The organism is Sphingobacterium sp. 2149 (genome assembly GCF_031455655.1).
In the GTDB taxonomy this organism is placed as follows: Bacteria; Bacteroidota; Bacteroidia; order Sphingobacteriales; family Sphingobacteriaceae; genus Sphingobacterium.
This window is the reverse complement of sequence record NZ_JAVDTD010000009.1, coordinates 220,134-242,429: the sequence shown is the minus strand read 5'-3', so window position 1 is coordinate 242,429 and position 22,296 is coordinate 220,134. Positions and strand designations below refer to the sequence as shown.

Genomic DNA, 22,296 nt, shown 5'->3' with positions numbered 1-22,296 from the left:
AATTCTGTATCAGACCAACGGTAAATAAATAACATTCCTAAAATCTATGCTCAATTATATGTAAATGTAGCCGACATTTTTATCATTCACTGATAGAAATGACAAAAAACAGGGTAAATTTGTATAAGTATAAATCGTTTTTGGCTGGATAAAGATATCTTCGTTTGGCACCTTCTTCGATGACCTTTGATATTCAGCTTCTATTTAAATTTAAAAATGCATACATAATGAGGCAAAATAGTGTTTCGGAATTCTCTTCGCACATTTCCTTTAAATTCATACTTTTGTTAAGTCTCTGTCACCTTATCAACGACAGCATACAATCTCTTATTCCTGCGATTCATCCAATTGTCAAAAAAGAATTTTCTTTAAATTTTACACAAATTGGGATCATAACGCTGGTGTTTCAGTTTTCATCATCACTATTACAGCCTATAGTAGGTTTTATTATTGACAGAAAACATTATCCCTACTTGTTTCCCACGGGTATGTTAATTAGTGTGACCGGCATCATCCTTCTCGCCATTTGCTCCAGTTATGTATGGCTGCTGGTAGCAGTAGCTACTGTAGGTGCGGGATCGGCGATATTTCATCCGGAGGCTTCACGTATAGCCTATATATGCTCCAAAAATAAACGAGGATTGACGCAATCAATCTTTCAATTGGGCGGAAACTTTGGATCTGCTCTAGGCCCTATATTAGCAGCTCTACTAGTAGCATCTTATGGCAGGTTGAATGTCTTTTGGATGTCACCAGTAGCGCTGATCGCCATTGTCATTATGTTTTACATTTCAAAATGGTTTAATACAAAATTAATTGAGAATATGAGAAGCATAAAAAAAAGTACTGGAAATGCTTCGAACCAATGTATACCGCGAAAAACTATAGTTCTTTCGATTATTATATTGTTAATACTCATTTTTTCTAAATATTTCTACTCTTCCAGCATTTCAAGCTATTATACATTCTATTTGATCAATAAATTTGGTGTTTCTATCCAGCAATCCCAGTGGTACTTATTTATCTATCTCTTAGCAGTAGCGCTAGGAACAATGATCGGTGGCCCCCTAGGCGATAAGATAGGACGAAAATATGTCATCTGGATTTCTATACTCGGTGCATCACCATTTGCACTTGCACTCCCCTATGCAAATCTTCCCTGCACCGTTGTTCTCACTTTCATTATAGGCATGATCATTGCCTCAGCATTCTCCGCCATATTGTTATATGCGCAAGAACTTTTGCCCCAAAATATAGGAATGATTTCAGGATTATTTTTTGGTCTTTCATTCGGTATGGGGGGTATTGGATCCGCTGTGATTGGGGCAATAGCAGATAGTCATGGTATTGATTACATATATCGCATATGTTCATACTTACCACTTGTAGGTTTGGTAGTAGTATTTCTTCCTACGACGAAGAAATTGTAGATACCGTATTCGCCCACCTAGATTTTCCCAAAAAAAGCACTTGAAATTCGCAAACACCAAAACGGATCATTCTAACCGTGAAACCGTTCCCAAAATTTGGGAACGGTTTCATTAAAAAAAAACCAGTCTAGCAAATCTTTCCGAATTCAACTATAATATCTTTGAGTATTGACTAACCGAATATAGTAGACCTACAAGCCTTATTTTATAATACACTAAGCATAAGATAACGGTAATATTTTTCCATGTAGGCTGAGAAGTTCGTGATGCTCAAAAATGTTAAGAGACCAATTTTAAACCAATTAAGGTATGTTAGAATTACAAAGTTTGCTTAAATCTAAGACAGCTTATGCTATGCTCTTTTGTTTCCCCTTGTGGAGCTATGCACAGCAGGATGTCTCTTTAGAGAAAACTCTAGAGCAAGATTCTATCAGTAACATCAATCAATTAATCTATTTCAATACACCTAAGCAGTACTCCACAGCTTCGGTGTCCAAATTACCTGGCTATGCAATTGCCTCAACTCCAGTATTTGGTTACCTTACTGCAGCGGCGGGACAATTGGCCGGTCTAAAGGTTAGCCAAAACAATGGACAGCCATTAAATGAAGACATGAGCTATCAACTCAGGGGTCGCCCGCCGATCATCCTAATCGATGGTATTCCGCGTTCTGTTACCGAAATTGGCATGCAGGAGATCGAATCAATTTCGGTGTTGAAAGATGCTGTCTCCTTAGCAATGCTGGGCATCCGTGGCGCTGATGGCGCAATAGCAATTGTCACCAAAAAAGGGTACACCGATAGGACACAGATTAATTTCTCGGCTCAGTATGGTATCCAAAAACCATTGCAAAACTTAATCGGAAAACCATTGCACGCCTATCAGTATGCCCTATTGTACAATGAAGCATTAAAAAATGATGGGCTTTCGGTCACAAACAATGGTTTTAGTGAAACTGCTCTAACGAGCTTTAAAGATAGTAATAATCCATTGACCTATCCAAATGTAGATTGGGCTGAACAGGTCATTAAAAACAACGCTACTGTTGCACGATACAATCTGAATACCCGCGGAGGAAACAAATATGTCAAGTATTTCGTCAATCTCGAACATCTCAGTCAAAACGGCCTACTGAAAACCAATGCCAACAACAATTATAGTACGAACACCAACGCGAAGGGGTATTTTGTCCGTTCGAATGTGGATGTCAGGCTTTCCGATTTACTGGAGGCCGGAGTGTATATCCAAGGCCGTATATTGAATGCCAACAGCCCCGGTAATGATGGGACAGACAATATCTTTCAGTCAATTTTAAACACCCCTAATAGTGCATACCCGATATATAACTTGGATGGGACCTTTGGCGGCTCTTCCAAATTTCAAAATAATATATTAGCGCAGACTAACGCTTCAGGATATGCGGTAGCTAATACGCGAACTATATTAACGGACTTCTACTTAAAACGTTCTTTGGATGATGTACTGAAAGGTTTGTGGTTAAAAGCCAGAGCTTCATTTTTTTCCAACCTCCGTGAAAATTACGTACGAAACAAATCATTCGCCGTATTTCAGTTAATGAACGACGATCTCGAAGCACCAATATATAAACAGTATGGTAATAATACGGAACAAAATAACAGCAATAACATTGCCTTTCAGAATAGATCAAATTTTCAGGAGCTTTCAATAGGCTACTCCAATGAAACCGAAAAGCATGGGATCGACCTTATACTGTTAGCTAATCGGGACAATCTGGTCAATGGTTCAGACCTACCCTATACTGTACAGGGCATATCGGGACATGCTGCTTACCACTATGACAATCGCTACCTAGCAGAGCTGTCTTTTGCTGTTAATGGTGCTAATCGTTACCCAAACGACGGAGGGTTCAAATACGGTACATTCCCCGCTATCGGCTTAGGTTGGAATATACACCGAGAAGAACTACTTAAAGACGTAAAATGGATAAACAAAATAAAGCTATTCGGATCATATGGTTTATTAGGTCGTGACAATGCGAGTTATTACACCTATATACAAAGTTATAATGGTACGCCAGAAACTTTTTTCGGATCAACAGCGGGCTCAGCAGGAACAATAGGTGAGTCTTATTTGGCCAACGCAAACCCGACCTGGGCCAAAGTGAATATGCTAAATCTCGGTATCGATGGTGCGCTCTTTAACGACCAATTCACTTTTCAACTCACTTACTACAAAAATAAATACCGCGATCTCAATATTACACGCAAAAGTAACAATTCGCTGTTGGGCATCAGTTATCCCAATGAAAATATCGGCAAACAGGATTACACCGGATACGAAACCGAAGTGGGATGGCGCAACCATACCTCTAAATTCTCCTATTATGCCTTACTGAACGCAAGCTTCCAAAAATCGAAAATGGTCTACGAAGCCGAACCTGCGTTGGCCTATTCTTACATGTCTTCGTCAGGGCATCCTGTTGGACAGACCATAGGATATATCGCCGAAGGATTATACAGGAGTGCTGATGAATTACAATCATCACCAACAGTGGAGGGCTACACACCACAATTAGGAGATATTCGTTACCGAGACCGGAATGGTGACGGTCTGATCAATCAATATGATCAGGGTCCAATAGGTTCAGAAAAACCACAAATCTTGCTCGGAACCAATTTAGGCTTTAGCTTCGCCAACATCGATTTTTCCATCTTCTTTCAGGGTATGATAAATCGTGAAGTCTATCTTTCTGGCAATAGTTACCGGGAATTTAACAGCGGTACGGGTCAGGCTTACAGCACACAGCTCGATCGTTTTACCATAGACAACCCGAATGCCGACTATCCAAGATTAAGCACCAGTTCAGGCCCGCAAAGTGGTGCGATTAACAACAATGTATATTCAACCTTTTGGTTACGTAGTGGCAACTATCTACGCATTCGCACTGTCGAATTAGGCTATACATTACCCACAATCTTAACGCAACGGGTTAAGATCAAGTCGGCGCGGGTTTTTGCTAATGGTTTTAACCTATATACATTTAGCTCAAAAACATTCAACGGTGCCGATCCAGAAAATTTCCGTGGTCTGTACCCTATACAAAAAATCATCAGTTTCGGTCTAAACATCCAACTATAATACAGGGAGATATGAAAAAAACAGTAATTTGTGTACTAGCCTGTGCCATGCTCGGGATAGCTTCTTGCAACAAATTTGAACACCAACCAGAAGAAAGGATTCTGCTCGGTGATGTATTTGATCCCACTGATAAGGAGGGTGTACAGGCAAAAGCCTATCTATTCGGAATCTACTCCTTTCTTCCTAACGGATTCAACCGCATAACAGGCGATATGCTTGATGCCGCAACGGATGATGCTGTACCATCTTCCGAAACATCGGATATTCGGCTATTTACAAACGGTCAGTTAACCGCTGTAAATTATCCGGACAATAACTGGCAGAATAGCTATACGATTATTCGCCGAGCAAATGTATTCTTACAAAATATATCGGTAGTACCCATTCCCGAAAACATGATCCGTCGCTATAAAGCCGAAGCGCGGTTTCTTAGGGCATTCGCATATTTTGAGTTGTTAAAGCGCTACGGTGGGATCCCAATAGTGGGCGATAACATTTTCGAACTGTCCGATGACCTGAATATCCCTCGGAGCTCCTATGCTGAATGTGTAGATTTGATTGCCAATGAATGTGAGGCGATCAAAGGTGATCTGCCCGCAGCTTCTTCGGCCCTGCTCACTACAACGGAATATGGACGTGTCACAAATGAAGCTGCTTTAGCGCTAAAACTGAGGTTATATCTCTACGCAGCTAGCCCTCTTTTTAACGGCGGCGGCGTTAGCGTTAACCCACAAATCAAACTACTTAATGGTTATCCGAACAAAGACAACGGACGTTGGACGCGTGTGCTTTCGACCGCTGAAGAATTGATAGCCAAGGGCTACCATAAATTACCAGCTGGCACAGGTTCAATCGCTTATGCAAATATCTTTACAACCAAAGTAAACACGGATATTATCTTTGCCAAGCAATCGGCCAATTCAACTTCCTTAGAGGCAAATAATGCACCAGTGGGCTATGTTGCTCCTGCGGCCAGCAATGGTCGAACAAGCCCTACACAAAACTTTGTCAACGCCTTTCCTATGGATACCGGTTTACCCTATGTTGGTTTAAGTACTGATCTCAGCCAATACGAAAATCGCGATCCCCGATTAAAAGCGATCCTTTTTTACAATGGAGTCCGGTGGTTGAGCAGGCCGATTGAAACATTCGAAGGTGGCTTGGATAAACCCAATAAGCCTTTCTTAAATCAGACCAAGACCGCTTACTACTTACGTAAATTCTTGGGTGATTTCACAAACGCTACGACCTATGCAAATCAAAGCCATAATTTCCCCTATTTCCGTTACGCTGAAGTCATACTAAGCTACGCCGAAGCCCTTAACGAAGTCGGTCGTACCGAAGATGCAGTCAAACAGATCACCTTGATACGGGCACGGGCTGGTATTAAACCTGGTAACAATAGTCGCTATGGTATTTCGGAAGGGATCGCACAAACTGCAATGCGCGATCTTATAAAAAATGAAAGACGTATCGAACTGGCCTTCGAAGAACATCGCTTTTGGGATATCAGACGTTGGAAGGATGCTGGAGACATCAAAAATTCGCTCAAAGGTCTTGTACTCCATAAATCAGGGGCATCTGTGACGGCAATCGAACAAATGCTTACCCCCTTTCATTTTGAAACCAAGTATTACCATATGCCTATACCTTATAGCGAAACGTCTAAAAATCGTGCATTGATTCAGAATGAAGGCTATTATTAATCAAAAAAGACAGATACTCTAAAATGAAAAACTTAATATATTATCTCATTGGCCTAACCACGATTACCTGCTCAACTGCTCTCAGCCAGGAAAGACAGTTGACAGGCACCGTTCGCGGAAGCAGTGGTCCGCTCAAAGATGTGACAATTACAGAGAAAAATGCGACAAATCGCCAAACACGCACGGATGAAAACGGCCGCTTTAAATTAAATATCAGCAGTGAGACGATTGTAGTCAACCACCTTGGTTATTTACGCCAGGAGGTAGACGTGCAGGGAACAAACACAATTAACATCCAATTAGTGCCGCGTGAGCAGGAAATCGATGAAGTCGTCGTGGTGGGGTATGGTAAAACTACGAAAAAAACGCTTACAGGCGCTGTAAGCTCCATTAGTGGTGACGAAATTCGGCAAAGCCCATCACCTAGCTTACAAAATACGTTGGCGGGCCGTTTAACAGGATTTACCAGTCAGCAGCGTTCAGGACAACCGGGTAACGACGGTGCCACGTTTTATGTTCGTGGAACAAGTTCTTATACCGGCAACAACCAACCGCTTATCATTGTTGATGACATCGAGTTCACCTATGCACAATTCCAAACCTTAAATGCAAATGAAGTCGAATCGATAAGCATCCTCAAAGATGCTGCAACAACCTCCATTTACGGTATCAAAGGTGCTAACGGAGTTGTCTTAGTAACAACAACACGAGGAAAGTCGGGCAAGCCTCAAATCAACTTTCAGACTGAATATGCACTGAGTCAATTAACCCGGACACCCAAATATTTAGACGCCTACGAATCAGCCAAACTCCTAGTCGAATCCCAGGTCAACACAAATAACTTGAATCCGAACGCAAATTTTAAACCGCAATTCTCAGAAGAAGATCTAAAATTGTTCAAAGACGGAACTTCTCCCTATACACACCCCAATAACGACTGGACGGAAATCCTATTACGCAAATTTGCACCGCAATCGACAAATACACTGAATGTAACAGGTGGTACCGACCGCGCAAGATATTACGTATCTGTAGGGTATTTGAACCAAGGTGGACAACTAAAGGATTTCAGCGAAGACCTGAACAGTAAATTCTATTATAAACGATATAACTATCGCTCAAACATAGATTTAAAAGTGAATAATGACCTCGATGTGCGTTTTGATTTCTTCGGTAGCCTAGGTGAAACCAATCGCAACAATGCCAGTGCTAACGACAATATTTTTAGCGATCTCAGCCGTACGGCCGAGACCGCGCCTTATAACTATCCCCTATTCAATCCAGATGGTAGTCTAGGCTACAGCGTGTGGCAGAGAAATTCTGCCGGCAGAAATAACAACAATCTCATTGGTCGTTTGATGTACAACGGTTACTATCGTACCCACAATAATAATATGAATCTGGCAGCCTCCGCAAATCAGAAATTGAACTTCATTACACAGGGGCTGTCTTTCAAAGGAACAATAGCCTACCGCAACGACTACGCTTACAACCGTTCTTTACAACGTCCTACCGCTGGCGGTGGTTTCCCATCGTATATCTATGATCCGACAACCGATTCCTATTCGTTCGGGCGTCAGGATAATGTCTATCGTATCGCAACGCCAACCTTAAACTATGGCGCCGGAAGTACCAATTACGCAATCACCTTGCAGGCCATGCTGAATTACAGCCGTAGTTTTGCACAGGCACACCATCTATCCGCACTGGTATTATACAACCAAAATAGTAAAAGCGCAACAGGTACCAAAGATTATAATTTTATTCCGGAGAATTTCCGGGGCTATACAGCACGTATAGGATACGACTTCCAGAATAGATACCTATTTGAGATCAGCGGCGCCTACAATGGATCCGATCGATTTGCGAAAGAACGTCGATTTGGCTTCTTTCCTGCAGCCTCTATCGGATGGAACATCGCGGAAGAAAAATTTGTTAAACAAAAACTTCCCTTTATTGATATTTTCAAGCTGCGTGGCTCCTATGGTCTAACCGGCGTAGACAATACCGGTGGAGTATATGCCTATCTTCAAAACTACAATATCGGCAGCGGTTCGGGATTATTTGGCGAAGCTAACAATAACAGCTATGTCACCGCGGCAGAGGGTGCCTTAGGAAATAACCAGGTAACCTGGGAGAAAGAAAAGAAAATGGATATCGGTCTTGATTTAGCTTTTTTAAATCGCAAGGTAACAGCAACCATTGACTATTTTGACAACAATCGCTTTGATATCCTCACCAGCAGAGGAGCTGTTTCAGCGGTATTCGGCCAAACGCTGCCTAACGTCAACTTAGGGAAAACCAATAATAAAGGTTGGGAAGTCGAATTAGGCTATACAGGCCAAATTCAGGACGATTGGCGATACACTGTAAAGGGCACCTATTCGTTGGCGAAAAACAAGGTGTTGTTTAGAGACGAACCAGTACCGTTATACCCTTATCAAAAACAAACCGGCCAAGCAATTGGAGCCAAGCTGAAATACAGTTGGACAGGCGAGTTTTACACAACCGAAGAAATTGCGGATCCTACTGTAGCCAAACCCGCAGGCGGCCGCCCAGGGGATTTAAAATACAAAGATTTGAATGGGGACGGGATTATAAACGCGAGTGACCAATCTTTTTTTGGCTATACAAACCTGCCTAATACAACCTATGGAATTACATTGGGTGCCGGTTACAAAAATTTTAATGTTACCGTGCTCTTTCAGGGAGCTGCCAATTTCGTCGCTAGCGCCGAAGGTGCTGTTATCCATCACAACGCCAGCAAAGCACTCCCGATACACCTGCAACATTGGACACCAGAATTAGGAAACGCGGCCAAATATCCGCAAGTATATACAAGTGGGCTGAGCCAAAGCCCCCGGGATTGGTATTCGGACTTCTGGGCTATACCAGGCGATTATATCCGACTTAAAACCGCTGAGATTAGTTATACACTAACTGCAAATGTACTTCAAAAACTTAAAATAAAACAATTACGCATCTACAGCAGCGGCTACAACCTATTCACATGGACAAAGCTAGACAAACTATACAATTTAGACCCCGAAGTACTGGAATCATCTGCAGACCTACCATACCCCCCTACGCGTATTTTCAACTTCGGTTTAAATGTAACTTTTTAAAGCACAATCATGAAGATATTTATATTTCTAATTGCATTGACAAGCATCATATACTCTTGTCAAAACTCCAAATTCTTGGATGATAAAACTGTAGGCATTTCTGCTGAAGATGTCTTTACCGACAGCGTTCGGACACTCGGTTTTCTAAATCGAATTTATCAAGACATGGGCTATAGCTTTGACCCTTATCGTTTCTCCGCAGCGGGCGGCGCCGGTAACATGGAATTGGCTACGGATAATGCCGAGGGCAATAATAATGTCTCAGTCTGGGGAAATGCTTATGCGCAAGGTGTAATAGCCCCCAGCAATGTACTCACGGGCTTTGCTGCGAACAAGGATCTGTGGAATACCCCCTATACCAATATTCGTCGCGTAAATTTACTGTTGACAAAGCTTCCGAATGCGCCATTTACGCCCGCTACCCGAACAAGGATGGTTGCAGAAGCACGCTTCCTACGCGCCTTCTATTATTACAATATGGTTGCCGCCTTTGGCGGTATACCCCTTGTAGGTGATCGCGTATTCGAAATCAACGATCTTATTGACCTTCCACGTAACACGTTTGAAGAATCCATCAATTATATTGTACAAGAATTGGATGCCGCCGCAGCGACTCTCGCGCCCGTGATCTATAGAGATATCGACTTTGGTCGGATTACCAATGGAGCCTGCCTGGCTTTAAAATCACGCGTATTGCTTTACGCAGCAAGCCCACTGTTCAACGGTGGACTAAGTAGCGATGCAACGGCCGAACTCAGTACCCTAGTAGGATACCCAAACTATGACAAAAACCGCTGGCAAAATGCAGCAAATGCTGCTCAAGCGGTGATCAATAGTCATCAATATGCGCTCAATGTAGATAATGAAACTCGCCCAGGGAACGGTTTTTACCAGGTATTCCTCAAACGAATGAACAGTGAATATATTCTCGCCTACAATCGCACAACACAGAAAGAGCTGGAGGCCTATTACTTACCTCCCACCCGTTCAGGCAGCTCAGTGATGAAACCAACGCACAATCTAGTCGCTGCATTTCCCATGAGAGATGGTAAACCAACGGACGAAAGCCCGCTTTATGATCCCAACAACCCTTATACAAATCGGGATCCGCGATTCGACTATTCCATCATTTATAATGGCGTATCTTATGTATCCAATACAGGTCCCAAGACAACCATCTACACCTATATGAGTAGCGGTTCAAACCCGCCTAATCCCACAAACGATGCATATACACCCAATAATTACTCCACGGGCTATTACAGCAGAAAAATGCAGGATGAAAATCTAGCGACCAATACTGCAGGATCTACCGAACGCGGTTGGCCCCTGATTCGCTATGCGGAGGTATTACTTAACTATGCCGAAGCAATCAACGAAGCAGGGTTTCCAGATCGAGCTTATGACGCGCTTAAGGAAATACGGGAAAGAGCAGGAATAATACCTGGCGCCGACCGCCAATATGGACTAAAAGTAGGCATGAATGTAGAACAAATGCGCGCGGTTATCCAAAATGAAAGACGTATCGAACTCGCTTTTGAAGATCATCGCTTTAATGATATTCGGCGCTGGATGATCGCCGAAAATGTGCTCAAAGGCTTTAACAAAACAATAATTATCACGCGCAATGATAATACTTTTACCTACTTAGTGGGTTCAGCTTTACGACCGTTAAACTTTAGGAAAGCAATGTACCTCCTACCAATTCCATTGAGTGAAATTCAAAAAATGCCATTGATGAGACAAAATCCCGGTTATTAACAACAAGTTAGCCAATCTACAGCAGTAAAGGTGCAAATGTCACTATATGCACCTTTACTTCAATAAATCCCCGAAAGATGGACAGGGTCCCAACGCTAAAAATTAAATTTGTTCACTTTATCATAAACATATCTTATTTTTAAAGCTCATTATAAATCGAGACCAACGCTTATTTCTATGAAAAGTGATCAGATAACCATTGTTGATATAGCCAACGAACTAAATATTTCAAAATCCACCGTATCTCGCGCCCTTACCGGCCATGCCAATGTAAAGGCAGAAACGCGCCAAAAAATCTTGGAACTGGCTGAGAAATTAGATTATCAACGCAATATGCAATCACTAAGCCTCATCACGAACAAGACCAACACGATCGGTATTGTCTTACCTGAATTCTCTACCTCTTTTTTTCCACAAGTTGTCGTTGGTGCGCAAGAAGAGGCTAGCAAACATGGCTATTCTGTACTGATATCGCAATGTAATGAAAGCTATGCGACCGAAGTTGCCAATGCTAAGGTCATGTTGGCCAATCGTGTAGATGGAGTAATGGTTTCATTGACAAAGGAAACACTGAATTATGATCACTGGAAAGTATTTATTCGTAAAAAAATTCCGATTGTGTTCTTCAATAGGGTTTGCAATGAAATTATGGTACCTAAGGTCGTGGTCAATGATTACGATGCCGCATTCCATGCGGTGGAGCACCTCATCAGCTTGGGAAGGCGCAGAATAGCACACTTAGCAGGTCCGAGGCAACTCAGTATTAGTCAAAAAAGACTTAATGGATATTGTGATGCTTTAACCAAACACGGCATTCCGATCGATCAGGATTTAATTATTGACTCAGACCTCAGCTTAAATAAAATCAAGATGTTTGTTAAATTTCTTGTGGAACTCGAAAATCCCATAGATGGTATTTTCGCTGTAAATGATCCCACTGCAATAGAGGCTATGCAGATAATTAAAAAAATGAATAAACGTATCCCTGAAGATATTGCTGTGGTCGGATTCAGTGACAACTATGGTTCAAGCTTCGCCGAACCTAGTCTCACTACAGTCGCACAGCCTGTACGGGAGATAGGCAAGACAGCGATGGGACTCCTATTGGGGTTAATTGGAAAAGATATGGAAGAATGGAAGCCAATCATCCGCACGATGGAAGCTAAACTTATGGTACGTGATTCTACTGTACGATCAGGAGCATAATTCCCAAAAACAGCAACGCACACGGGAGCGTTCCCAAATTTAGGGAGCGTTCCCATGGAAATTTAACAGCAAAGTGCACCAGCTCCTACCCTCAGAATGGATAAATTTGGTCTTAACGAATGATAGCACTTAATTCCAGTTATATCCATGATTACTAGTAACACGCAAGAAAAAAGAAATCTAAAACATATCCAATACGATAGCGATCTGATCGTGACAGGTGGAGGGATGTCGGGCATCTGCACCGCCATTACTGCCGCGCGTCAAGGTTTAAACGTAATCTTGATACAAGATAGACCCGTTTTGGGTGGCAATGCCTCCAGCGAAGTTCGCCTTTGGATGTTAGGAGCCACCTCACATATGGGAAACAATAATCGATGGTCCAGAGAAGGTGGCGTAATCGACGAAATTCTGGTCGAAAACACCTATCGCAATCCGCAAGGAAACCCAATCATCTTGGATATGATCCTGATGGATAAAGTAAATCAGGAAAAAAACATTCGTCTCTTTTTGAATACAGCTGTATACCATGTAGAAAAATCTGCTGCAGACCACATAGAAAGTGTACGTGCTTTCTGTAGCCAGAATTCGACCCTATACACCTTCCATTCACCCTTATTCTGCGATGCATCTGGAGATGGTATAGTCGGTTTTCTCGCAGGAGCTGCATTCCGTATGGGCGCTGAAAGTAGAGAGGAATTTGGTGAAGGCATGGCGCCAAGTAAGGAATATGGCGAGTTACTGGGCCATTCTTTATATTTCTATACCAAGGATACGGGGATGCCTGTTTCATTTATCCCTCCTGCATTCGCTCTTAAAGAGATCAGTCAAATCCCGCGATTTAAACAGTTTAAAGCGAACGAACATGGATGTAAACTATGGTGGGTGGAGTATGGAGGACGTTTGGATACTGTACATGATACTGAAACCATCAAATGGGAACTATGGAAAATCATCTATGGAGTATGGAATTATATCAAAAACTCCGGAAATTTTCCCGAATCCGAAACACTTACCTTGGAATGGGTAGGAATGATACCTGGAAAACGTGAGAGTAGGCGCTTTGAAGGAGACTATATGATGATACAACAGGATCTCCTTGAACAGCGTCAGCATCCAGATGCGGTTGCATATGGCGGCTGGTCAATCGACTTGCATCCCGCCGACGGCGTCTATAGTGAACTGCCAGGCTGTAACCAATGGCATAGCAAGGGAATATTCGATATCCCCTATAGAAGCCTATATAGCAAAAATATTCGTAATCTATTTCTGACCGGACGTATAATCAGCGTAAGTCATGTGGCGTTTGGCGCTACGCGAGTTATGGCAACCTGTGCTTATGTCGGTCAAGCTGTAGGTATGGCAGCAGCGCTGTGCAAAGAACTCCAGCTGTCACCCCAGCAACTGACCTTAGACAATAATATGCATCAACTGCAACAACGTTTAATGGCAGAAGGTCAGCATATTCCGTCTTTGGCCTTACGCGAAGAGCATGATCTTGCACTCCAGGCGCAAATCAGTACTTCCAGTGAATTACCGTTTACTGGTTTTGGTGACGTCAGTCTATGGAAGCCGCTGACTTTACCATCAGCGCAGCTGCTCCCCATGAAAAAAGGGAAACTTCCAGTTTTCCAACTTGCCCTGCAAGTACTTCAAGATACCGTTTTGGAGACATCGATACGGATATCGGAGAAAGCTGGAAATTTCACTCCAGATATTACGCTTGCGACACGCACGATTCCACTTACCAAGGGAACCACTTCAATCGACATTGATTTTGATACACCATTAGCTTCTGATGGATATGTCTTTCTGACTTTCCAATCTAACCCTAACATACAATTGGGCTATACAAATCAACGTGTAACAGGCGTAATGTCCGTATTTAACTCTTTTAACAAAGCAGTATCCAACAATGGAAAGCAAATACCAATTACTGGTGTTGGTGTAGACGAATTTGAATTCTGGTGCCCACAGCGCAGACCCGATGGACAAAACATAGCTGTATCTTTCAAACAGCAAATAGATACTTTTGCAAGTAATCAACTGAAAAATGGCGTGAATAGACCGGTAACGACTACAAATGCTTGGGTTGCACACCCTGAAGATAAGACACCTACCGTTGTGCTCGATTGGGATAATCCGCAGGAAATCGCTCGCATAGATCTGTGGTTTGACACGGACTTTGACCATGCCATGGAATCGGTATTAATGAGTCACCCAGAAAACATAATGCCTTTCTGTGTGCGCGCATATAACATCAAAGATTCCTCAGGTAAGATTATATATTCAACATCTGATAACTTTAGGACATTAAACCGAATTACCTTCCCCGAACCGATACGCACTAAACGCCTTAGTATACAAATGCTACACCCGTCAGATCATGTGCCTGCATCGCTATTTGATATTCGTTGCTTCGAAAAAAATAAATGATCTTTTAAAAGAACTATAGAATGATACAGTTAGACTATATCGTGATGGGCATTTTTAGCCTATTGATTTTTGCTATTGGACTCACTTTTACACGGGTAGGAAGTAAGACTGGACAAGCTTTTTTTGAAGCAGGTGGTGAAACACCCTGGTGGATCAATGGACTGTCTCTTTTCATAAGTTATTTTTCCGCAGGCACATTTGTAGTCTGGGGGTCGATTGCTTACACACACGGACTAATCGCAAATGCCATCCAATTGACGATGGCTATTAGCGGTCTGCTTGTCACCCTTTTTATCGCTTCAAGATGGAAAAAAACAGGTGTGGCAACTGCCGCAGAATATATAGGAAAACGCTTTGGTCAGAAGGAAAAGCAGTTTTATACCTATATGACTTTGCTTTTAAGCTTATTCACTACCGCCGCAGTTCTTTATCCCGTAGGAAAAATGGTTCACGTAGCGGCCGATTTGCCGGTAAATCTGTGTATTGTGATCATTGGACTCATTATCATCTTGTATACCGCTGCGGGTGGGTTATGGGCCGTCTTGGTGACGGATGTGGTACAATTCGTTATATTATCAGCTGCAGTAGTCATCGTGATTCCAATTGCATTCAGTGAAATTGGTGGCTTTCAAACCTTGGTCCGCGAGGCGCCCAAAGATTTTTTCAAACCTTTTAATGAAGAATATACCGTTGGTTTCATGCTGGCTTTTATTGTATACCAGACATTCTATCTTGGCGGGAATTGGTCCTATGTACAACGCTATACCAGTGTAGGATCGGCAAAAGAATCAAAAAAAGTATCGGGTATTTTTAGCATCCTATACTTTATCTGTCCACTGATTTGGATGCTTCCGCCGATGATCTATCGCATTATTAATCCTAATCTGGGCGGACTCGAGGTGGAAGATGCCTATATGATGCTTATCCAAAAGGTCATGCCTGCAGGACTTATCGGCTTGGTTTTGGCAGGGATGGTATCGGCCACATCAAGTAAAGCGAACACCACGATAAATATGGCCGCGACGGTATTTGCCCAAGATATATATAAGAACCTAATCAGGCCCGAAGCTTCTGAAAAATCGGTTATTACCGTAGCAAGATTATTTACGTTGATCTTTGGCATAGGTACCATCCTAATTGCCATGTGGATACCATCTGCGGGAGGGATCGTCAATGTTGTACTGAGCACTGCATCCATCGCCGGCGGGGCCCTCTTCGCGCCCATTATATGGAGCTTATTCTCAAAAAGACAAACCGGATTTTCGGTCGTATGTGCCACGATCATTTCCTTGTTTGTCAATCTATTTTTAAAAACAATTGCACCAGGCGTATTAGGATTGAAGCTAAATTTAACGATGGAAACTACATTCGGCATGGGAATTCCAATCCTTATATTAACTGCTTTTGAGTTGTACTATCTTTCAACAGGTCAAGTGGCGCAACATGTCCTAGTCCCTATGACGGCCAAAGAGAACAATTGCATTACCCAAAACTTCGATATAAGAAATACTGACACCGAGCTGCAGAATCGATTTGGAATTAGGGTTATTGCCGCTTCTATGGCAGTAGTCGGGATCGGAATTATGATTCTTGGTGCATTAACTTCGCAGTTCTCGTACATGGTCATGACTGTAGGATTGGCTGTGTTGATCATTGCTGGATTTATAGCAAATCTTACACGGAATAAAAAGTTCAATACATGAAATATATCATCGCCCTTATATTCAGCTTATTCATTTGTCAACTAAGCTTTGCAGCGTTAACCATACCACATTTTTTTGCTGATAATATGGTATTGCAGCAATCAAGTCAAATCAAGATCTGGGGGAAGAGCACCTCAAAAAAGAAAATACAGGTGACAACTTCCTGGGATGGCAAGAGCTATAAAACAGCTAAAGATCAAGATGGAAATTGGTCGCTATGGATAGTAACTCCAAAAGCAGGTGGGCCTTACAACATACAAATACAACAAGAAGAGAAAATTACATTGCACGATGTTTTGATCGGCGAGGTTTGGATATGCTCCGGTCAGTCCAATATGGACATGCCCATGAAGGGCTACTATGGCCAACCTATTCTACATGCGGCAGAATTGCTGTTAGCGTCACCCAATGACCAGATTCGTCTCTTTCGAGTAGAAAGAGCGCATGCCGAAACTGCAGCGTTTGATTTAAACGGAAATTGGTCTGTAGCAGATGCGGCGTCGGCAGCTAATTTTAGTGCGGTGGGCTACCAATTTGCAAAGTATCTACATGAGCACCTTAACGTGCCCATAGGCATTATTCAAACCACTTGGGGTGGCTCACCAATTGAAGCATGGATGCGGCCATCGCTTGTAGAAAGATCTATAAGACAACAAAAATTACCCAATAGAGCGATTGGAAAACAAGTCCACCAACAGCCGGGCAATCTTTATCATGCGATGATCTGTCCACTAATCGGATTTCGAATTGCAGGTGTAATTTGGCACCAAGGCGAACAAAACCGATATAATTATTATGATTATAACATTTTACAGACCAATATGATCCGTGATTGGAGAAAGAGTTGGGATATAGGAGAATGGCCTTTTTACTATGTAGAGATCGCTCCAATGCAATATGCCGGTGGACAGGGAGTTTTATTACCACGCCTTCGCGAAATACAACTCAAAACGCAAGACAGCTTGTCCAATGCGGGAATGGCTTCTACCATAGATGGAGGTGAAATGCATAATATCCATCCAGCCAATAAAACGATTGTTGCACAACGATTGGCAAGCTGGGCATTGGGTAGCCATTATCAAAAAAATGGAATCGTTTACCAAACGCCAACGTTGGATAAAATCGTCATCCTCCATGATACAGTACTTGTTTCATTGAAGCATTGTCCCTTAGGTATCACAAGCTATGGAAAATCATTAACCCAATTTGAACTCGCTGGCGCCGATCAAATCTTTCATCCGGCAATAGCCATACTGCAAAATAACCGTATTGCCGTAACTTCAACTGCCGTGAAAGCACCCGTCGCCGTGCGCTACGCTTTTCATGACTGGTGTTTCGGAGAACTTTATCGTACGGAAGGTATTCCTGTAGCGTCTTTTCGCTCGGATGATTGGCCTTAGACAACGCTACGACCAATTTTTCCTACCTACCTATTACCTACAATTATTTCTTTTCCTGTAGCGCTACTTTTTTCTGCGAGTTTCAATAACTCATGACCAGCCAAAAGAAATGCGCCCACGCCGTAAATTTCCGTATCATCGTAGTTTACTTCGCCTGGAGCCTCGCCTACTTGCTGTACATAGCCCAGTTTTCCATCGGGATGAACCGCATTAACAAGTGCATTCCAACCTTTCCATACGACAGTTTCATAATCTTTTGAAGGAATGACTTTATTGTTTATCCCCCATGCTATTGCATACGTAAATAGTGCTGTACCGCTGGTTTCTTTAGCTGGATAGCGTTCAGGATCCAAAAGGCTCGTCCGCCAATAACCGTCATGCTGTTGCAAAGAAGCAATGCGCTTTACCATGCTACGATAGAGATCTTCCCATCTCGCGCGGCTTTTGTAATCTTTTGGCATATCATTCAAGACACGAACCAGCCCAGCCAAAACCCAGCCATTTCCCCTAGACCAGAAGACGTCATGACCATTGCTTTCCTTTTTATCAAAATAACTTTGATCTCTATAGAACAAACGCTCTTTGGGATTGTAAAGATAATTTGTCGTCTTCCACCATAAAGTGTCTACCAAATCAAGATACTGTAGATTGCCCGTCACTTTATAAATTGACGAAAGTGCCGGTGGTCCCATAAATAAAGCATCGCACCAAGCCCATTCTCGCAGTGCAATATTATTTTTCCAAGCCAATGATTCGCTATGTGGACGACTTACCAATGTATCAGCCAACCTGACGAAATCTGCTATGTAATCGATATTTTTATCGCGAGTATACTTCCAGGTATACAACTGCCCAACACAATAATTGTCCGCATAATACCGATAGTTGTCCGCATACATTTTCCAAGCAAACTGCTCGCCTACCGACTCGAGATACTTGGCATAACGCGCACCGCCTGATTGCTTTGTCATCTCTATCAGGCCCGTAAATAAAGTTGCTGAAGTCCATTCACGGCCAGCATGACGGAGCCCATTATGTTCGATACTGTCCAACTGCCATGAAGCGACCCGATCCAAATACCGCCTAACAACAAACACTTTTTCTTCTTTTCGCACATCCATAGCGCGTGTGGGAACCTGAGATGCTAATAGCCCCGGATAAAGCCCTAAGATACCCAACGCAATAAAACGCCTTATTTTCATTAAATTATATTTTTTTAAAGATTGACCAACAACAACATTCTATATAATCACCGACAGTAAAACGGATACTTTAGTTTCATACTTTATGGTGATTTCAGATCATGTGCAGGAATGTTTGAAATGTCCAAGCAAAATGACATAGATACGTTAGTTATCCTAAATTAGATAAAGGCTTTCAGGATTTTAGGCATAGGTTATGATTAAATTTTATGAAACCGTTCCCAATAATTGGGAACGGTTTCATAAAATTGTTTTTATAATTAGGCCTCATCTTTGGTACTCTTTACAAGGCCTATACCAGCGAAAAAGAAGATTAATCCCAATACACCAATTACGCCTAAAGTAGTATAGGCAGCACTTTTATTGATAAGTTCATATCCGGTATAAATTAAACCGACAATACCAAGAACAGTTAATACTGTCCCAAAAAAACGTTTTACGTTCATAATGATTAATTTAAAATTATAGATTACTGAAAATGAAAACCGTTATTTAGAAAGTTTATCTACTATACTTTTTAGATTGATACCTTTTCCCAATACCGGTTTAAAAATATCTCCTTCACTTCGCATCCTCTCAATGGCGTTTAAAATATGAAAATCACTTATTTTTAAACCTTTTTTCACTTCCTCCCAGTGTAATGGCATCGACACAGTGGCTCCGGGTTTAGGACGAACGGAATAGGCTGCCGCAATTGTTGCGTGAGGCCTATTCTGCAGAAAATCAAGATACATTTTGCCCTTGCGATCTTTTATGGATCGCTCCAAGCTCGTGAATTTAGGAAGCTCATGATGGACCAGGGTAACGATAACCCGGGCGAACTCTTTGGATTGATCGTAAGTATATTTCCCGCCAAGCGGGATATAGATGTGAAGCCCCGTAGAACCGCTGGTTTTACAATAGCTCGATACCCCCATATCATCCAATATGTGCTTTGTGACCTGTGCAGCCTCAATAACCTGATCAAAAGAATTTTTATCCGGATCAAGGTCTATAATACAGAACGATGGATTGTCAGGCTTCTTCACAGTACTACTCCAGGGATTCATTTCTATACAGCCAAGATTCGCCATATAAAGTAGTGTAGCGTCATCCTTCCCAACAAGATAATGACGGTCTTTTTCATCAGCTTCACTGTGGTAAAGATAAGTTTCCGCCCAGTCTGGCGCCGTATCGGTCACGTTCTTAAAGTAGAAACCATCTTCTTCAATTCCGTTGGGAAATCGATTCATACTTTGCGGCCGATCCTTTAAATAAGGTAATATAAATGGAGCGGCCTGATAGTAGTAATTGATGAGGTCTCTTTTTGTTATTCCCTCTTTCGGCCAAAAAACCTTATCCAGATTGGTAAACTTCAATTCATGTTTATTTACCTTTCTGACCTGGGTTTTATCCGAGGGATTTAAGAGGCTCTTCCGCTGCCCCTTCACTCTTGACGAAACTATTTTATCTTCCATATGATCGACCATTTTTTCAGTAGGAGCTTCATCTTCAAGAACAACATTTTTAGCACGTTTGTCTTCTCGCATTCCGTTAAACGAGGGATGACGCATAATACCATCGCTGGTTAACTCCGTAAAACTCACCTCGCATACAAGTTCCGGTTTAAGCCATGTCACAGTAGCATGTAGCGGATTTGGTCTAAACCTCGAAGGCTTATTAACGTCGGGTTCTTCAGAGAAAGCTGTCTTGGAAACAATCAGCGGCTTAAATAGTTCCATCATCTCCTTTTGAAGTTTTACATTGAAACCAGTACCTACTTTTCCGGTATAAATCAATTTTTTCCCTTCATAAACACCGACTAATAAACTACTGAACAATTTACTGGAATCATCATTCAAAGTGAAACCACCGATGACGACTTCGTGCCTTTTGTTCGCTTTAATTTTCAACCAGTCTTTGGAACGGTTGTGAACATGATATAAACTAGTCTTCCGCTTTGCCATAATCCCTTCAAGCCCCAATTTCTTGGCCTCCTCCAGAAAATGAATTCCGGAAGTTTCAAAGTGTTCGCTGACTAGAATGCTGTTGCTCTCAGGAAGAACTTCTTTCAAAATTGATTTGCGCTCAAGCAATGGCATGTCCTTCAAATCGTGGCCCTGATACCATAAGATATCAAAAACGTAATAAACGAGGTCACCATCCGCTTCGCTGCGCCAGTTTTGTAGCGCTCCAAAACTGGCTGTGCCATTTTTATCTAAAACGACCACTTCTCCATCCAAGATGGCGTCTAATTTAAGAGTCTTCAATTGCTCATAGAGCGGATAGAATTTTTGATTAAAGCTTTTGTCATTACGGGATTTTAGTTCAACTTCACCCTTATTCATAAAAGCAACTGCCCTGTAGCCGTCCCATTTAACTTCATATACCCACCCTTCATCATCGAACGGCTTATCCACAAGCGTTGCTAGCATAGGCTCTATATGAGAATAGAACTTCTTTGTGGGCGCATTTTTTAATAAGGTCTGAAGATTCCTCTTGCTTTTAGCGCGATGCTTTGGAACAGCTTCCAACTGATCGTTGATTAGTTTGGATGCCTTGTCTTTAGTCGAACGATTATCTTTTACTGTGCTGTTTTTCTTAATGATATTTTCACCATATACTTTATCAGGTGACCTTTCCATTTGCTGAATAGTTTTACCCGATATCACCGATTTATCGTTTTCAGTAATATCCTTATCGCTAGCATATTGATCCTCCAGCTTCATTAAAAGCCAACCATTATCTCCCCTCCCATGAGCCTTAACAAGAGCAAACTCGCCGTTAAGCTTTTTACCGTTAAGCTTAAATTTAAGCTTGCCAGAATGAAGTTGATGTAAGAAATCTTTTTCTTGTTTGGAGATATCCTTGACGATCCCATCAGCCGGTTCATAGTATCCCTCATCCCAAACGATAACCGTGCCTCCGCCATATTGTCCTTTAGGGATTGTACCTTCAAAACTTCGATAATCATAGGGATGATCCTCCACCATCACAGCGAGGCGTTTGACACTTGGATCCATTGATGGACCCTTAGGAACTGCCCAACTTTTCAGAACACCGCCCATTTCAAGACGAAAGTCGTAATGTAGATGTGAAGCATCATGTTTTTGGATTACAAACCGAAGTTCCTTTCCGTTTGGCTTTCCTCCAAATGGTTCTGGGGTGTTCTCCTCGGAACGCTTTTCGCGATATTTAGACAGTCCCATAACTACTGTATTTAAGTAT

At 42.1% G+C, this 22,296-nt stretch carries 12 protein-coding genes; 9 read left to right on the top strand and 3 right to left on the bottom strand.

Going from position 1 to position 22,296, the window contains the following annotated elements:
• The first annotated feature begins 227 nt into the window (after positions 1-227).
• From J2X77_RS14820 to J2X77_RS14780, 9 genes are all read left to right on the top strand, one after another.
• Entirely contained in the window at positions 228-1,430 is a 1,203-nt protein-coding gene (locus tag J2X77_RS14820) for an MFS transporter (protein WP_209574206.1), read from the top strand.
• A 309-nt stretch (positions 1,431-1,739) separates the two neighbouring features.
• A complete protein-coding gene (locus tag J2X77_RS14815; RefSeq protein ID WP_310081329.1) occupies positions 1,740-4,550 on the top strand; it encodes a SusC/RagA family TonB-linked outer membrane protein in 2,811 nt (936 codons plus the stop codon).
• A gap of 11 nt (positions 4,551-4,561) precedes the next feature.
• On the top strand, positions 4,562-6,256 hold the full coding sequence (locus tag J2X77_RS14810) for a RagB/SusD family nutrient uptake outer membrane protein (RefSeq protein ID WP_310081327.1): 1,695 nt from the start codon (positions 4,562-4,564) through the stop codon (positions 6,254-6,256).
• 23 nt (positions 6,257-6,279) lie between these two features.
• Positions 6,280-9,381, top strand: coding sequence for a TonB-dependent receptor (locus J2X77_RS14805; protein ID WP_209574216.1), 3,102 nt, complete (start codon positions 6,280-6,282; stop codon positions 9,379-9,381).
• A 9-nt stretch (positions 9,382-9,390) separates the two neighbouring features.
• Complete coding sequence (locus J2X77_RS14800; protein WP_310081325.1) at positions 9,391-11,142, top strand: RagB/SusD family nutrient uptake outer membrane protein; 1,752 nt, start codon at positions 9,391-9,393, stop codon at positions 11,140-11,142.
• A 177-nt stretch (positions 11,143-11,319) separates the two neighbouring features.
• Entirely contained in the window at positions 11,320-12,348 is a 1,029-nt protein-coding gene (locus J2X77_RS14795) for a LacI family DNA-binding transcriptional regulator (protein WP_310081323.1), read from the top strand.
• Between the two features lie 147 nt (positions 12,349-12,495).
• Positions 12,496-14,784, top strand: a complete 2,289-nt coding sequence (locus tag J2X77_RS14790; RefSeq protein ID WP_310081321.1) for an FAD-dependent oxidoreductase — start codon at positions 12,496-12,498, stop codon at positions 14,782-14,784.
• A 20-nt stretch (positions 14,785-14,804) separates the two neighbouring features.
• Entirely contained in the window at positions 14,805-16,487 is a 1,683-nt protein-coding gene (locus tag J2X77_RS14785) for a sodium:solute symporter family protein (RefSeq protein WP_310081319.1), read from the top strand.
• On the top strand, positions 16,484-17,887 hold the full coding sequence (locus J2X77_RS14780; protein ID WP_310081317.1) for a sialate O-acetylesterase: 1,404 nt from the start codon (positions 16,484-16,486) through the stop codon (positions 17,885-17,887). The genes J2X77_RS14785 and J2X77_RS14780 overlap by 4 nt, the downstream gene beginning before the upstream one ends.
• A gap of 26 nt (positions 17,888-17,913) precedes the next feature.
• Here the strand turns inward: J2X77_RS14780 and J2X77_RS14775 are convergent, their stop codons facing one another.
• The 3 genes from J2X77_RS14775 to ligD form a co-directional block, all read right to left on the bottom strand.
• The gene (locus J2X77_RS14775; protein WP_310081315.1) at positions 17,914-19,089 is read right to left on the bottom strand and encodes a glycoside hydrolase family 88 protein; all 1,176 of its coding nucleotides are present in this window, start codon (positions 19,087-19,089) and stop codon (positions 17,914-17,916) included.
• Positions 19,090-19,349: 260 nt separating this feature from the next.
• Positions 19,350-19,535, bottom strand: coding sequence for a hypothetical protein (locus tag J2X77_RS14770; protein ID WP_310081313.1), 186 nt, complete (start codon positions 19,533-19,535; stop codon positions 19,350-19,352).
• Between the two features lie 42 nt (positions 19,536-19,577).
• The gene (ligD, locus tag J2X77_RS14765) at positions 19,578-22,277 is read right to left on the bottom strand and encodes a DNA ligase D (protein ID WP_310081311.1); all 2,700 of its coding nucleotides are present in this window, start codon (positions 22,275-22,277) and stop codon (positions 19,578-19,580) included.
• Between the last annotated feature and the right edge of the window lie 19 nt (positions 22,278-22,296).